12 protein-coding genes are annotated in these 14,380 nt (G+C 64.7%); 4 read left to right on the top strand and 8 right to left on the bottom strand.

The window, feature by feature from the left end:
• Nucleotides 1-112: 112 nt before the first annotated feature.
• From HU715_RS26545 to cbiE, 8 genes are all read right to left on the bottom strand, one after another.
• Nucleotides 113-1,492: a PepSY-associated TM helix domain-containing protein gene (locus tag HU715_RS26545; protein WP_186707763.1), complete on the bottom strand. Its 1,380-nt coding sequence runs from the start codon at nt 1,490-1,492 to the stop codon at nt 113-115.
• A gap of 210 nt (nt 1,493-1,702) precedes the next feature.
• Nucleotides 1,703-3,829: a TonB-dependent copper receptor gene (locus tag HU715_RS26540; RefSeq protein ID WP_186707761.1), complete on the bottom strand. Its 2,127-nt coding sequence runs from the start codon at nt 3,827-3,829 to the stop codon at nt 1,703-1,705.
• A gap of 83 nt (nt 3,830-3,912) precedes the next feature.
• On the bottom strand, nt 3,913-4,353 hold the full coding sequence (locus tag HU715_RS26535; RefSeq protein WP_186707759.1) for a DUF2946 domain-containing protein: 441 nt from the start codon (nt 4,351-4,353) through the stop codon (nt 3,913-3,915).
• A gap of 13 nt (nt 4,354-4,366) precedes the next feature.
• Nucleotides 4,367-4,846: a copper chaperone PCu(A)C gene (locus HU715_RS26530; protein WP_186707757.1), complete on the bottom strand. Its 480-nt coding sequence runs from the start codon at nt 4,844-4,846 to the stop codon at nt 4,367-4,369.
• A 46-nt stretch (nt 4,847-4,892) separates the two neighbouring features.
• Nucleotides 4,893-5,291: a DUF2946 domain-containing protein gene (locus HU715_RS26525; protein ID WP_186707755.1), complete on the bottom strand. Its 399-nt coding sequence runs from the start codon at nt 5,289-5,291 to the stop codon at nt 4,893-4,895.
• 576 nt (nt 5,292-5,867) lie between these two features.
• Nucleotides 5,868-6,590, bottom strand: coding sequence for a cobalt-precorrin-6A reductase (locus HU715_RS26520; RefSeq protein ID WP_186707862.1), 723 nt, complete (start codon nt 6,588-6,590; stop codon nt 5,868-5,870).
• Between the two features lie 41 nt (nt 6,591-6,631).
• The gene (locus HU715_RS26515) at nt 6,632-7,729 is read right to left on the bottom strand and encodes a cobalt-precorrin-5B (C(1))-methyltransferase (protein WP_186707753.1); all 1,098 of its coding nucleotides are present in this window, start codon (nt 7,727-7,729) and stop codon (nt 6,632-6,634) included.
• The gene (cbiE, locus tag HU715_RS26510; RefSeq protein WP_186707751.1) at nt 7,722-8,933 is read right to left on the bottom strand and encodes a precorrin-6y C5,15-methyltransferase (decarboxylating) subunit CbiE; all 1,212 of its coding nucleotides are present in this window, start codon (nt 8,931-8,933) and stop codon (nt 7,722-7,724) included. Before cbiE ends, HU715_RS26515 begins: the two co-directional genes overlap by 8 nt.
• Nucleotides 8,934-9,980: 1,047 nt before the next feature.
• Between cbiE and cobG the strand changes: the two genes are divergently transcribed.
• From cobG to cobJ, 4 genes are read left to right on the top strand one after another with little or no spacing between them, the layout of a single operon-like run.
• A complete protein-coding gene (cobG, locus tag HU715_RS26505) occupies nt 9,981-11,300 on the top strand; it encodes a precorrin-3B synthase (RefSeq protein WP_275957412.1) in 1,320 nt (439 codons plus the stop codon).
• Nucleotides 11,293-11,919: a precorrin-8X methylmutase gene (locus HU715_RS26500; protein WP_186707747.1), complete on the top strand. Its 627-nt coding sequence runs from the start codon at nt 11,293-11,295 to the stop codon at nt 11,917-11,919. The genes cobG and HU715_RS26500 overlap by 8 nt, the downstream gene beginning before the upstream one ends.
• A complete protein-coding gene (locus HU715_RS26495) occupies nt 11,919-12,650 on the top strand; it encodes a precorrin-2 C(20)-methyltransferase (RefSeq protein WP_186707861.1) in 732 nt (243 codons plus the stop codon). The genes HU715_RS26500 and HU715_RS26495 overlap by 1 nt, the downstream gene beginning before the upstream one ends.
• The gene (gene cobJ / locus HU715_RS26490; protein ID WP_186707745.1) at nt 12,650-14,347 is read left to right on the top strand and encodes a precorrin-3B C(17)-methyltransferase; all 1,698 of its coding nucleotides are present in this window, start codon (nt 12,650-12,652) and stop codon (nt 14,345-14,347) included. The genes HU715_RS26495 and cobJ overlap by 1 nt, the downstream gene beginning before the upstream one ends.
• The last annotated feature ends 33 nt before the right edge of the window (nt 14,348-14,380 follow it).

Raw genomic sequence — 14,380 nt, 5'->3', positions numbered from 1 at the left:
GACACACCGCATTCGCGAGCAAGCCCGCTCCCACAGTTTTAACTGTGTTCGTGGTTTGGAAAGCGAGCACGATTGTAGAGGTTTCGCGCCACCTTCCGTTAACGCACTGGCTTCAGTTTGAAGATGAGGCAATCTCAGGCTGGCGATTGAGCCGGGTGACGAGGCGATCCAGCGCCCACACCACCACCAGCGAAGCGCCCACCAACGGGAACACCAGCGCCAGGGACAACATGATCAACACCCCGGTCTTCCAGGTCGGCAGGTCGTGGCGCAGTGGCGGCACGCCGAACTTGCCCTGGGGCCGGCGCTTCCACCAGATCACCAGGCCACTCACCGCGCTGAGCAGGATCATCAGGCAAACCAGCAGCACGAGAATCTGGTTCAGCGGGCCGAACATCTTGCCTTCGTGCAGCATTACGCCGGTCTCGGTGGCGCGGGCCACGATGCCGTAGTGTTCCCAGCGCACATCGGCCAGGACCTTGCCGGTGTATTGATCCACGTGCAGGGTCGCATCGTTGCGCGGGTCATCGGCGAACACGGCGATGGTGAACACGCCCGAGGCGGTCGTTGGAAGCGTGATGCTGTAGCCAGGCTCGACCTTGCGCTCGGTGGCGATATCCTGCACCGCTTGCAGGCTGACGGCCGGGGCGGCGGGACCCTCGTGCATGCTGCCGTGGGCCATGTGCTCGGCATGGTCGCCAGACATCGGCATCGGCGTGTTTTCCATGGCCCACGGCACAGTCTGGCGATGGGCGTTGTTGAGGCTGCCGGCTTCGATGTCGGACTTGGGCACGTCATTCCACATCGCCGCCGGGAAGCGGTTCCAGAGGTCCGCGTACTGCTTGCCCCAGAAGCCGGTCCAGGTCATGCCGCTGAGCAGCATCACCAGCAGGAATGCCGCGCCCCAGAAACCGACGACAACGTGCACGTCGCGCCAGAACACCCGACCGCGCGCGCTCCAGCGCGGCCACAGCACACCCACCGATGATTGCCCGCGCGGCCACCACAGGTAGAGGCCGGAGACCACCAGCACCACGCCCCAGCCGGCGGCCATTTCCACCAATCGGTCACCCACCGTGCCGATCAATAACTCGCCGTGGATCGCTCGGGCCATGGCTTGCAGATTGTCTTTCGCATCCTGCTCGCCGAGGGCATCGCCGTGGTACGGGTCGATGAACACATTCAACTCCCGGCCCTGGTCGATCACCACGAACTGCGCGCTGCGCTCGGCGTTGACCGGTGGCAGGTACTGCTTGACCTGACCTTCGGGGTAAGCCTGGCGGACCTGCTTGAGCAGGTCGTCCGCCGCCAGGGCGTGATGCCCGGCCGGCACGTTCAGCAGGCTGCCGTACATCAATGGGTCGAGTTGCGGCTTGAACAGGTAAATGATCCCGGTCAGGGCCAGCATCACCATGAACGGCGCCACGAACAGCCCGGCATAAAAATGCCAGCGCCAGGCCAGGTTGTAGAAATTCGGTTTCGGTTGGCTCATCAGAAAGCGCTCCGCAGGGCAAATTGGGTTGTTATGTTGTGCGGTTGCCAGGCAACCGATAAGCAGGGAGCCTTAAACACAGACTCCGTGGCGAGGGAGCTTGCTCCCGCTGGACTGCGCAGCAGTCCCTGGCTTTTTGCGGTTGCTACGCAACCGAGCGGGAGCAAGCTCCCTCGCCACAAGGTCAGGTGTCAGGCCTTGCCTGTGTTGTCAGAAACTCATATCCACCTTCGTCCAGAGCGTACGCCCCGGTTCGTTGATGGCCTGGGGGTCGCTCGCCGGGTAGCCGAACCCGGCGTTGCCGGCCAGGTTCAAGTGCTCGGCGTAGGCTTTGCCGAACAGGTTGTCGACGCCACTGCTGACCTTCCAGTGCGGGTTGATGCGGTAGGCGCCGTTGAGGGAGAAGACCCCGAACCCCGAGCTTTTGCCGTAGTCCTTGCCCACCACGTTGCCCTTGTTTTCATCGACCCGGTGCTGCGCGGCCACCACCCGCCACAAGGCTCCGGCGCTCCAGCGGTCTTCGCTGTAGGTCAGGCCCAGGCGTGCGTCCAGCGGCGGCATCTGCGCCAGGGGGCTGCCGTCGCTGCTGTTCTTGCCCCAGGCGTAGGCCAGGGTGGCGTCGGCTTTCCAGCGCTTGGTGAGCTTGTAGGCCGCGCCCAGTTCACCGCCCATGATCCGTGCGTCGATGTTCTCGGCCCGGGAAGTGGTGCCCATCATCCCCGGCGTGTAGTCGAACAGGATGTAGTCGCGTACCTGCCCGACGTATCCCGATGCCCAGGCTTCGAGGGTTTCGGTCTTGTACTGCAGGCCGAAGTCGAGCTGGGTGGTTTTCTCCGGCTTGATCGCGTCGAAAGCATTCAGCGAACCGCTCGGGCCGGCGTTCGGCGAGAACAGCTCCCAGTAATCCGGGAACCGTTGCGCGTGACCGATGCCTGCGTAGAGGGTGGCGGGGCTGTCGTCCAGGTCGTGCTCGTAGCGGACGAAACCGCTGGGCAGCGTGTCGGCGCGGGTGTCATCGGCAGTAGGATTGGGACGGGCCGACATGCCGGAACCGATGCTCTGGCGGTAATCCTTGGCCGAGGCGCGATCGAGCCGGGCGCCGGTGATCACTCGGTCGCGGTCGGCGGCGTACCAGGTCAGTTCGCCGAACACCCCGTAATTGTGGAAGTCGGCGTCCTTGGTGTACGGCAGGTCCTTGTAGGTGTCCACGCCCATGCTGCTGCGTTGGCGATGCTCGTTGGTCTGGGCGTCCAGGCCGCTGATCAATTGCACATCGGCCCAGCGCCAAGTGGCCTTGATGCGCGCGCCGAGGGTGCGACGGTCGACATTGGAGGCCATGGGCCCGGCCATCATCCCGGTGCCGGACGGCGTGCGCAGCGTGTAGTTGTCCATCACGTGGTCGGCGTAGTTGTAGTAGACCTGGGCTTCGACTTTATCCAACACCTCGCCGATGTTCGAACGCTCGAAACGCAGCCCGAGGCTTTCGCGCTTGAACTGCGAACCGTCCATGCCGCGCCCGGCGTAGCGCGCTTCACCGTCACCCTTGCCGGCCGTCAGCTCCAGCAGGGTATCGGCGTCCGGCGTCCAGCCGAGGGCGACGTCGCCATTCCATTTGTCATAGCGCGACGGCACGGTGTCGTTATTGCCGTCGCGGTAATCGTCCGAATGGGCGGTGTTGCCGATCACCCGCACATAACCCAGGGGCCCACCGGCGGCGGCATCCACCACCTTGTCGAAACGGCCGTTGGAGCCGGCCAGCACACTGGCATTGACCCGGGTGCCCAGCTCGCCGAACTGCTCCGGCTCGCGCTCGAACAGCACGGTCCCGGCCGATGCGCCGGGGCCCCAGAGCACGGTTTGCGGGCCTTTGATGACGGTGAGCGTGTCATAGGTTTCCGGCGAGATGTAGGACGTCGGCGCGTCCATCCGGCCTGGGCAAGCACCCAACAGCATGCTGCCGTTGGTGAGGATGTTCAGCCGTGAGCCGAACATGCCGCGCAACACCGGGTCGCCATTGGTGCCGCCGTTGCGCACCAGGGCGAAGCCGGGAATGGTCTTGAGGTAATCGCCGCCATCGCTGGCCGGCACCGGTTGGCGCGGGTCCTTGGGATTGGTGACGACGGTCAGCGGCGAGCTGGGGGCGACGGCGGTGATGACCGTCGGGCTGAGTTCTTCGACCGGATGGTCGTGATGCTCGTGCTCATCGGCCAGCGCGAACGGGGTGAGCAGCAGGCCGCACAGTGCGGCAATGGTTTGGCGCGAACGAACCCGTGGCTCGTTCAGGGGGCAGCGAACCTGGGCAGAGCCCAACGCGATGCCGGCAGAAAACCTGGACATGATGATTCCATCGAACAGACGTAGACGACACGGTCGGGCAGCCTGGGGCTATCTTTTGCGACCGGTTGAGTAAGTGTCGGGAGCTACGCTGGGAAGGGTGGTGCGCGGGTGCGGGCACCCGGGAAGAACGCGAGCCGGGCATGGCCCAGGCGTGTGGACAGGCTGGTGTAGGTGTTGAAGTGCGGGGTGTCGAAAGCGGCGAAGGTGTGACCGCCCGGCAGCGCGGGGCAGTTGAACAACAGGCTGCAATAGCCGCACTTTTCCCACAGCGCATGGTGCTCGCTCTGGGGCGGGCAATGTTCGGCTGCGGGCGCTTCGTGCGCCGCCATGTCCATGCCCATCTCCATGTCCATACTCATGGACACAGGCATGGACGAAGACATGCGCTGATCCATCGGCATCGACTGGGAAATCAGCGGACCGATAAAGATCATCAGCATGGCGAACAGGCTGATCCAGCTGCCGCGTGTCAGGTTCAGGGGCTGACGGCGGTGCCTGGACAGGCTGGCGCGACGAGGTTGCATGGGCGGCTACGTCTTACTGGCCGTGCTTATGCGTCTTGGTGCCGTCGGGTGCTTTTTTCTGCACCGCGACATCCACCGTGACATCCCCGGCTTTTTCGAAATGCAGGGTCATGGGGAAGCGTTTGCCGTCGCTGAGCAGGCTGCGGTCTTTCAGGTCCAGCAGCATTACGTGATACGCCATCGGCGCGAAGGTGACGGTCGCACCGGGGGCGATATTCACGACGGGCACCGGTTGCATTTTCATCAGGTCGTTTTGCATCACATGCTCATGGAGCTCGGCTTTGCCGGCGATGGGCGAGTCGACGCTGAGCAGTTTGTCCGCGGTCGTGCCGCTGTTGTGAATCACGAAATATGCGGCAACAGTAGGCGCGTTGGGTGGCAACTCTTGGGACCACGGATGAGCGATCTCAAGCTCGCCCGCCTTGTATTGGTGAGCTTGGGCGATGCCGACGGGAAGCAGCAGGGCGGCCAGCAGGATAAGTTTGTTCAACATGGAAAATCTCCGGAACGATTCAGGGCGCAGGTTTATGCGGGAAGAATCAGGCCAGAGGCGAGGCGCGAGGGTTCAGGCTGGGCCATTGCTGGCGCGGGGTAGGGCTGTCGAGTTTCGAATGGGTGGCGGCACGATGGGCCAGTTGAGCATCCAGATACAACTGCGGGACATGCCCGGCGAGCGCCACCAACGGCGGGGAACCTGAGCAGCACCAGCAATGCTGCATCGTTGAATGACTGTCCTGTTGCGGCGTGCCCTGTTCGAGCTTGCCCAGGGAAATCGCCACCATTCTCGTGCCGCTGGATGAGCAGAAACTGCCCCACAACAGCTGCTCGGCTGGTGCATCAGCAGTCGCGCCACCGCTGTTGGAAAGCGGCATGGCAAGCATGTTGAACAGCACTGCGAAGCAGGCGATCCAGGCAAATGCAAGCCGTTGTCGGGACATGGGGCAATCCGCTCGGTTGGGCGATCAGGTGGCGGTATTTAGCCTGATCAGGGTTGAGAAGTAAAAAAGCCACGTGCGGTGTAGGGTCGCAGGGCTTGTGTTAACAGTAGCAACAGATCTTCGAATGAGTGCTTTTGTGGCGAGGGAGCTTGCTCCCGCTGGGGCGCGGAGCGGCCCTAAAATCGGACATTGCTGTGTGTCAGGAATATCGCGTCCGCTTTTTTGGGGCTGCTGCGCAGCCCAGCGGGAGCAAGCTCCCTCGCCACAGGGCGGCGGCTGTGCGCAGGTTAGTCGACCGGGGAGTCCAGCATTACCGGCGCGCCCGAAGGCGCCCTGCGCACAACCACCATCAAGTGCAGGGATGAAATACCTGACTGACGAAGCTTGTGAACCCGCTGAAAACCTCGGGCGACTAAACCCGATCACTGAAGGGCAGTGACGGGAATCAAGTTACCGAGGGCCTCCAAGGCGCACAAGCCGGCGGATTCTGGCGTAGTTGTAGGCAGCGACGCAAGGTGATGTAGCCTGCTGACGTAGTTCTGACAGGACAGGCTTGTAGGACGGTGCAGTTTTCTGTCAGACCAACTGCCGCAGCCCCTGCAACACCTCATCCACCGTCCCAAACTCCCGATCCACCCCCGCCAGCACCGGCCGCTTCAACACCAACACCGGCAACCTCCGTTCCCGCGCCACCTCCAGCTTCGGTTCAGTCGCCGTGCTACCGCTGTTCTTGCTCACAAGCACATCGATCCGCCGCCGTTCGAACAATTCACGCTCGCCCTCGATATGAAAAGGACCACGGGCCCCAATCACTTCGCAGCGCTCATTACCGGGGTAAACGTCCAGCGCCCGCAAGGTCCAGAATTGCTCTGGCGGAATTTCATGCAGGTGTTGCAGCGGTTCACGGCCGAGGGTGAAGAGGGGGCGATGGAAGGGTTTCAGGGCCTGGATCAGTTCAGCCCAGTCGGCCACTTCGCGCCAGTCATCGCCGGCCTGGGGTTGCCAGGCCGGGCGGCGCAGGGCCCAGCAGGGGATGGCGCAGGCACGGGCCGCGTGGGCAGCGTTGTGGCTGATCTGGGCGGCGTAGGGGTGGGTGGCGTCCAGCAGCAGGTCGATGCCCTCGGCGCGGATGAAGTGCGCCAGCCCTTCGGCGCCGCCGTAGCCGCCGACGCGCACCTGGCAGGTCAGGTCGGTGGGGACGCGGCCGATGCCGGCCAGGCTGTAGATGTGCTGGGGGCCGAGGGTGCGGGCGATGGCCAGGGCTTCGGTGACGCCGCCGAGCAGCAGGATGCGTTTCATAACAAGGCTCTTCATGGCAGGGCTCTTCATGGCAGAGCTCTTCATGGCAGAGCTCCGGCGTGACCGACAATCCCACCCTGGCGGTCGATGGCGAAGACTTCGACCTGGACCTGGGCCGGCACCACGCTGCGGGCGAAGGCCAGCGCGTGTTCGCACACCGCATCGCCCAAGGCGATGCCGGCGGCGCTGGCCATCGCCAGGGCCTGTTGGCTGGTGTTGGCTTCTCGAATGCCTTGCTGCAACATCTCATCGGCACCGATGGCAGCCGCCCATTCGGCCAGTTGTGGCAGGTCGATGCTCGAATGGCGGCTGTGCAGGTCCATGTGGCCGGCGGCGAGTTTGCTGATCTTGCCAAAGCCGCCGCAGAGGCTGAGTTTTTCCACCGGCACCTTGCGCACATGCTTGAGCACGGCGCCGACGAAGTCGCCCATTTCGATCAGGGCGATTTCCGGCAGGTTGTAGACCCGGCGCATCGTGTCTTCGCTAGCATTGCCGGTGCAGGCGGCGATGTGCAGGTAGCCGTTGGTTTTCGCCACGTCGATGCCCTGGTGGATCGAGGCAATGTAGGCCGCGCAAGAGAACGGCCGGACGATGCCGCTGGTGCCAAGGATCGACAGGCCGCCGAGGATGCCCAATCGCGGATTCATGGTTTTCAACGCCAGGGCTTCGCCGCCCTCGACATTGACCGTGACTTCGAAACCTCCGGCATAACCGCATTCTTCGGCCAAGCGACCCAGGTGATCGTTGATCATTTTGCGCGGCACCGGGTTGATCGCCGGCTCACCGACGCCCAGCACCAACCCGGGGCGCGTCACCGTGCCGACGCCGCGACCGGCGATGAAACGCACGCCGGGTTCGGCGATCAAGCGCACCTGGGAAAACAACAGGGCGCCGTGGGTCACGTCCGGGTCATCGCCGGCGTCCTTGATCGTCCCGGCTTCGGCGCCTTGTTCGGTCAGCCGGCAGAACTCCAGGCGCATCTGCACCTGCTTGCCCTTGGGCAGCACGATCTCCACCGCGTCGGCTTCGGTGCCGCGCAGCAGTAATCGGGCCGCCGCCAGGCTGGTGGCGGTGGCGCAACTGCCGGTGGTCAGGCCGCTGCGCAGGGGGGCGGGTTGTTCGGCGGTTTCGTCACGCATCGAGAGGTTTGACCAGGTCGAGCAAGGTGATCGGCAAGGCCTGGCGCCAGGTGTCGAACTCGCCCAAGGGTTGGGCCTGGGCGATGTGGATGCGGGTCAGTTCACCGCCATGACGTTCGCGCCAGTGCATCAAGGTCATTTCGCTTTGCAGGGTCACGGCATTGGCGACCAGCCGACCGCCGGGCTTGAGTTGGGCCCAGCAGGCGTCGAGCACGCCTTCGCGGGTGACGCCGCCGCCGATGAACACCGCGTCTGGTCGCTCCAGGCTCTCCAGCGCCAGCGGGGCGCTGCCGCGAACCAGTTGCAGACCGGGTACGCCGAGGGTGTCGCGGTTGCGTTCGATCAAGCCTTGCCGGCCTTCGTCGGCTTCGATGGCCAGGGCCCGGCAACTGGGGTGGGTGCGCATCCATTCGATGCCGATGGAGCCGCTGCCGGCGCCGACGTCCCAGAGCAGCTCGCCGGGTGTGGGGGCGAGGCGGGCGAGGGTGATGGCGCGCACGTCGCGTTTGGTCAACTGGCCGTCATGTTCGAACGCGGTGTCCGGCAAACCGGCCAGGCGTGACAGGCGCGGTGTCGACGGTTCGCCCCGGCATTCGACGGCGATCAGGTTCAGGTCGGCGACGGTGGTGTCGGACCATTGTGTCGCAGTGCTTTCGATCCGTCGTTCTGCCGTGCCGCCCAAGTGTTCCAGCACCGTCATGGCGCTTGGGCCGAAGCCCCGCTCGCGAAGTAAGCTCGCCACGGCGGCGGGGCTGTGGCGGTCGTTGCTCAGCAGCAACAGCCTGACGCCTGTGGATAAATGCCCATTGAGCGCCGCCAGGGGACGCGCCACCAGCGACAGCGTGACCACTTCCTGCAACGGCCAGCCCATGCGCGCCGCGGCCAGTGAACAGGAGGATGGCGCGGGGATGACCAGCATCTGGTCGCTCGGCACCTGTTTCGCCAGGCTGGCGCCCACGCCATAGAACATCGGATCGCCGCTGGCCAGCACGCACACCGGTTCGCCCTGCCGAGCGAGCAGCGGCTCCAGGGAAAACGGGCTAGGCCACAGCTCCCGCTCGCCGCGGATACACAGGGGCAACAGCTCCAACTGGCGAGGGCTGCCCAGGATCCGCGATGCTCGCAGCAAGGCATGGCGAGCCGTTCGGCCCAGGCCCTTGAAGCCGTCTTCACCGATGCCCACTACGGTCAGCCAGGGGGTCATCTCTGTTCCTCGAATAGTTGGGTTGATCGACAGGCGTGTCGCCGCCGCGAACCGGGCCGCCATCATACCGCGCCCCGGCGGATCAGGCGCCTGGCGCAACATCATTGTGGCTGCGAGACCGCCTTCGCGAGCAAGCCCGCTCCCACAGGAATTTGGGGTGAACATAGAATCTGCGGGGGACAGCCTGGCCAAAACTGTGGGAGCGAGCCTGCTCGCGAAGGCGGCGGTCCATCCAACGTCACTTTTTCAGACAGACCGCTATCGCGAGCAGGCTCGCTCCCACAGGGATTTGGGGGTGAACACAGAATTTGTGAACACCCCGATCCAAAACTGTGGGAGCGGGCTTGCTCGCGAAGGCGGCGGTCCATTCAACATCACTTTTTCAGACCGCTATCGCGAGCAGGCTCGCTCCCACAGGGATCTGGAGTTGAACACAGAATTTGTGAACACCCCGATCCAAAACTGTGGGAGCGGGCTTGCTCGCGAAGGCGGCGGTCCATTCAACATCACTTTTTCAGACAGACCGCTATCGCGAGCAGGCTCGCTCCCACAGGGATCTGGGGGTGAACACAGAATTTGTGAACACCCCGATCCAAAACTGTGGGAGCGAGCCTGCTCGCGAAGGCGGCGGTCCATCCAACGTCACTTTTTCAGACAGACCGCTATCGCGAGCAGGCTCGCTCCCACAGGGATCTGGGGGTGAACGCAGAATTTGTGAACAGCCTGGCCAAAACTGTGGGAGCGGGCTTGCTCGCGAAGGCGGCGGTCCATTCAACATCGCTTTTTCAGACAGACCGCTATCGCGAGCAGGCTCGCTCCCACAGGGATCTGGGGGTGAACACAGAATTTGTGAACACCCCGATCCAAAACTGTGGGAGCGAGCCTGCTCGCGAAGGCGGCGATACAGATAACATCATTGGATCAGGCAACCCGTGTTCTTGAGCAATCTCGCCTCAATCCGACAGGCAAGCTTTTCATGACCACCGGCAAAGCAGGCATAATGGCGCACCTTCGCCAATGTGGCGTTTCTCAGCTGCCGGTCTGCCCTTGAACGAACGTCCATCCTCCAACGTCATCCGCCCCTCCGGTTGCCCGGGGTTGCTGCGTGTCGTCCAGGCGTTGGACGGGGGGATCTGTCGGATCAAGCTCGATGGCGGTTCCATCCAGGCGGATCAGGCTGACGTCGTGGCCTTGGTGGCCGAGCGGTTCGCCGGGGGCGTGATCGAGGCGACCAACCGGGCCAACCTGCAGATCCGCGGGATCGGCCCCGGGCACGACGCGCTGATCCAGCCATTGCTGGCCGCCGGGCTTGGTCCTCGCAAACCGTCTGGCGATGACGTGCGCAACCTGATGCTCAGCCCCGCGGCTGGGATCGACCGGCAGATGCTCTTCGACACCCGCCCGTTGGCCGAGCAGATCCTCATCACCCTGCAAACCCACGAACGCTTCCCCGAACTGTCGGCCAAGTTCGCCGTACAACTGGACGGTGGAGAGGCGCTGGCAATGCTCGAACATCACCACGACCTGTGGTTGTCGGCCTTGGTCCTTGATGGCGAGCCCTGGCTGGCCTTCGGCTTGGCCGGTTCCCCATTGGATAAACCGGCGGGCAGGGTGCCCCTGGCCCAGGGGCATGCCTTGGTGGTGGCGGTGCTGGAGCTGTTCCTCGACCTGGCCCGCCCGGACCAGATCCGCATGCGTCACTTGTTGGCTGAAATCCCCAACGATGAATTCATGACCCGATTGGCCTGCCGCGTGCCGCTGCAAGCTTGCCTGGATTGGCAGCGGGACGAGCCTATCGACGAACTGCACATCGGTATCCATTCCCAGCACGACGATCGCGTCTACGTCGGCGCGGCGGTGCCCCTGGGGCGGCTCGATGCGGTCATGCTGCGGGGGGCGGCGCAACTGGCGCGGAAGAAGGGCGACGGCAGCCTTCGTTTCACGCCCTGGCAAAGCCTGTTGGTGCCCAACGTGTGTGTCGAGGATGCCGAAGAAGTCCTGGCGCGGCTCCAAACGCTGGGCCTGTTGGTGTCGGTCGACCAACCCCTGGCGCAGCTCATCGCCTGCACCGGTTCCAGTGGCTGCGGCAAAGCCCTGGCCGACACCAAGGCCGATGCTCGTCAATTGGCCGAGCTGCTGCAACGCCAGGGCCAGACCCTGAAAGTCCATCTGTCCGGCTGCCCGCGTTCCTGCGCGGCAGCCCATATCGCGCCCGTCACCTTGCTGGCGGTCGCCCCCGGTCGCTACGACCTGTATTTTCGTGATGCCGCGCTGCCAGGTTTCGGCGCGTTGCAAGCCCACAATCTGACTATTGACGCGCTCGGCCAATGGCTCGACGCTCATCCCCGGAGCCCCCTTGATGCTTGATTACATCCGCGACGGTCAGGAGATCTATCGCAACTCCTTCGCGATTATCCGCGCCGAAGCCAACCTGGCGCGCATTCCGGCCGATCTGGAGAAACTCGCGGTGCGGGTGATCCACGCCTGCGGCATGGTCGAGGCCATCGATGGCCTGCAGTTTTCCGAGGGCGCGGGCACGGCCGGGCGTCAGGCGCTGGCCGCCGGTGCGTCGATCCTGTGCGATGCGCGGATGGTCTCCGAAGGCGTGACCCGCGCTCGCCTGCCGGCCAACAATCCGGTGATCTGCACCTTGCGCGACGAGAGCGTGCCGGCCTTGGCCCTGGAACTGGGCAACACCCGTTCGGCGGCGGCGCTGGAGTTGTGGCGTCCGCACCTGGAAGGCAGCGTCGTGGTCATCGGCAACGCGCCGACCGCGCTGTTTTACCTGTTGGAAATGCTCGACGCCGGCGCGCCGAAACCGGCTTTGATCCTCGGTTTTCCGGTGGGCTTCGTGGGTGCCGCCGAGTCCAAGGCAATGCTCGCGGCCAACAGCCGGGGCGTGCCCTTCGTGATCATGCAAGGCCGCCTGGGCGGCAGCGCCATGGCCGCCGCCGCCGTCAACGCCCTCGCTACGGAGGTTGAATGATGCAGCAGCCTGGACGTCTGATCGGCCTGGGCGTGGGCCCCGGTGACCCGGAACTGATTACGGTCAAGGCCCTGCGCCTGCTGCGCGAATCGCCCGTGGTGGCGTACTTCGTCGCCAAGGGCAAGAAAGGCAACGCCTTCGGCATCATCGAGGCGCATTTGCAGGACGCGCAGACATTGCTGCCGCTGGTCTACCCGGTCACCACCGAGGTGCTGCCGGCGCCGCTGTCCTATGAACAGGTGATCGCCGATTTCTACGACACCGCCGCCGAGCAGTTGGCCGTGCACCTGGACGCCGGTCGCGACGTGGCGGTGATCTGTGAGGGCGACCCGTTCTTCTACGGTTCCTACATGTACCTGCACGATCGCCTGGCCGAGCGTTATGAGGCCCAAGTCATCCCCGGCGTGTGCTCGATGCTCGGCGCAGCCTCGGTGCTCGGTGCGCCGCTGGTCTATCGCAACCAGAGCCTGTCGGTGCTCTCGGGCGTCCTGCCTCACGATGATCTCAAGCGTCGCCTCGCCGACGCGGATGCGGCGGTGATCATGAAGCTGGGACGCAATTTCCCCAAGGTTCGCCAAGTGCTCCAGGAACTGGGCATGGACGGGCGGGCGCTGTACGTCGAGCGCGCGACCATGGCCAACCAGAAAATCGTGCCGTTGGATGACGTCGAGCCGATGTCTTCGCCGTACTTCTCGCTGATCATCGTGCCGGGCGAACGGTGGCAGGGTTGATGGCCGCCAAGACGCCGGCCATCGTCATCCTCGGCGCCGGCAGCCTGGCGACGGCTCGACGGATCCAGCAGCGCTACCCCGACGCCCTGATCCACGGCTTGGCCGGGCGGGTCGAGGGCGATCGGCAGTACCTGGAATTTGGCGCGACGTTGCGCGAACTCTACCAACAGGACACACCGATCATCGCCCTGTGCGCCGCGGGCATTGTCATCCGTACCCTGGCGCCGCTGTTGCTGGAAAAAGGCGCCGAGCCGCCGGTGCTGGCGGTGGCCGAGGATGGCAGCGCCGTGGTGCCGTTGCTGGGCGGCCTGGGCGGGGTGAATGACATGGCCCGGGACATCGCGGCAACCCTGCGGGTCGCGCCGGCCATTACCACCAGCGGCGAATTGCGTTTCGGCACTTGCCTGCTCAATCCGCCGAGCGGCTACAGCCTCGGCGACCTGGAGCAGGGCAAGCGCTTCGTCTCCGACCTGCTGGCGGGTGAGCCGGTGCGCATCGAAGGCGCGGCGCCGTGGCTGGATCAGGCGCAGTTGCCGCAAGACCCGCAGGCGCGGCGCACGATCCACGTCGGCCATGCCGAGCGTGAGGCGAGCACTCACGAACTGCTGATTTATCCGCGCAGTGTCGCGGTGGTGGTGAGCGCCGAGTTGGCTGACCTGCCGGGCGCCGTTCGTGCCGCTTTGCAGCAAGCGAACGTGGCGCTTCGGAGCCTGGCGTGCCTGGTGGCGGCGGATACGCTGATGGCCAGCACGGTCTTGCGTGAAGCGGCGCTGGAATTTGGGGTGGCGCTGCGCTTTGTGGCTGCAACGGGCGATGCCGCCACCTTGGCCCGCAGTTCGGTACCGGGCGCGACCGTTGTTTCGACGACGGACAACCTGGCCATCGCCGTTGCCGCTCAACCCTTGGATGTGGCCCAAATCGGTCGTCCGCGCGGACGCCTGGCGGTGATCGGCCTGGGGCCGGGCGCTGCCGAGTTGATGGTGCCGGCGGTGAAAGCCGAGTTGGCGCGGGCCACCGATGTGCTGGGTTACGAAACCTATGTACGCATGGCCGGCCCGTTTCGCGCTGATCAAGTGCTGCACTGCACCGACAACCGCGAAGAAATGCAGCGCGCCCGACACGCCTTTGAGTTGGCTGCGCAAGGCCGTTCGGTGATCGTCGTGTCGTCCGGTGACCCGGGTGTGTTCGCCATGGCGGCAGCGGTGCTCGAAGCGTTGCACGAGTCCAGCGATCCGGCCTGGCACCAAGTTGAACTGGAAATCCTGCCGGGCGTGTCCGCATCCCTCGCCACCGCCGCCCAGGCCGGTGCGCCGTTGGGGCATGACTTCTGCGTGATGTCGCTGTCGGACAATCTCAAGCCTTGGTCGATCATTGAAAAACGCCTGGACCTGGCTGCCGAAGCCGATCTGGCGCTGGCCTTCTACAACCCGATTTCCCGTGCGCGCCCCTGGCAATTGGGGCGCGCGCTGGAGATCGTCGGCCAGCACCGCACACCGCAGACGCCGGTGGTGTTGGGGCGCGACATTGGTCGCCCGGGCCAGACCCTGCGTGTCACTACGCTGGGGCAGCTCACCGCCGAGCAGGTGGATATGCGCACGATGGTCCTGATCGGCTCCTCCACCACCTGTGTGTTCCCGCGTGCATCCGGTGGAAACTGGGTGTATACGCCTCGCTGGTATGGGGCCAAACCGGCCTGAACCGCGACACTGTTCTGTGGTGGGGGGAGCTAC

This window comes from Pseudomonas zanjanensis, from assembly GCF_014268745.2.
Classification (GTDB): domain Bacteria; phylum Pseudomonadota; class Gammaproteobacteria; order Pseudomonadales; family Pseudomonadaceae; genus Aquipseudomonas; species Aquipseudomonas zanjanensis.
The sequence above is the reverse complement of the archived record's forward strand: the minus strand, read 5'-3'. Positions and strand labels throughout refer to the sequence as shown.

Coding starts and splice junctions, on each gene's coding strand:
- HU715_RS26500 (WP_186707747.1), top strand. CDS start 11,293: ATGCTTGATTACATCCGCGACGGTCAGGAGATCTATCGCAACTCCTTC.
- cbiE (WP_186707751.1), bottom strand. CDS start 8,933: ATGACCCCCTGGCTGACCGTAGTGGGCATCGGTGAAGACGGCTTCAAG.
- HU715_RS26545 (WP_186707763.1), bottom strand. CDS start 1,492: ATGAGCCAACCGAAACCGAATTTCTACAACCTGGCCTGGCGCTGGCAT.
- HU715_RS26535 (WP_186707759.1), bottom strand. CDS start 4,353: ATGCAACCTCGTCGCGCCAGCCTGTCCAGGCACCGCCGTCAGCCCCTG.
- HU715_RS26515 (WP_186707753.1), bottom strand. CDS start 7,729: ATGCGTGACGAAACCGCCGAACAACCCGCCCCCCTGCGCAGCGGCCTG.
- cobJ (WP_186707745.1), top strand. CDS start 12,650: ATGGCCGCCAAGACGCCGGCCATCGTCATCCTCGGCGCCGGCAGCCTG.
- HU715_RS26525 (WP_186707755.1), bottom strand. CDS start 5,291: ATGTCCCGACAACGGCTTGCATTTGCCTGGATCGCCTGCTTCGCAGTG.
- HU715_RS26520 (WP_186707862.1), bottom strand. CDS start 6,590: ATGAAACGCATCCTGCTGCTCGGCGGCGTCACCGAAGCCCTGGCCATC.
- HU715_RS26495 (WP_186707861.1), top strand. CDS start 11,919: ATGCAGCAGCCTGGACGTCTGATCGGCCTGGGCGTGGGCCCCGGTGAC.
- HU715_RS26530 (WP_186707757.1), bottom strand. CDS start 4,846: ATGTTGAACAAACTTATCCTGCTGGCCGCCCTGCTGCTTCCCGTCGGC.
- HU715_RS26540 (WP_186707761.1), bottom strand. CDS start 3,829: ATGTCCAGGTTTTCTGCCGGCATCGCGTTGGGCTCTGCCCAGGTTCGC.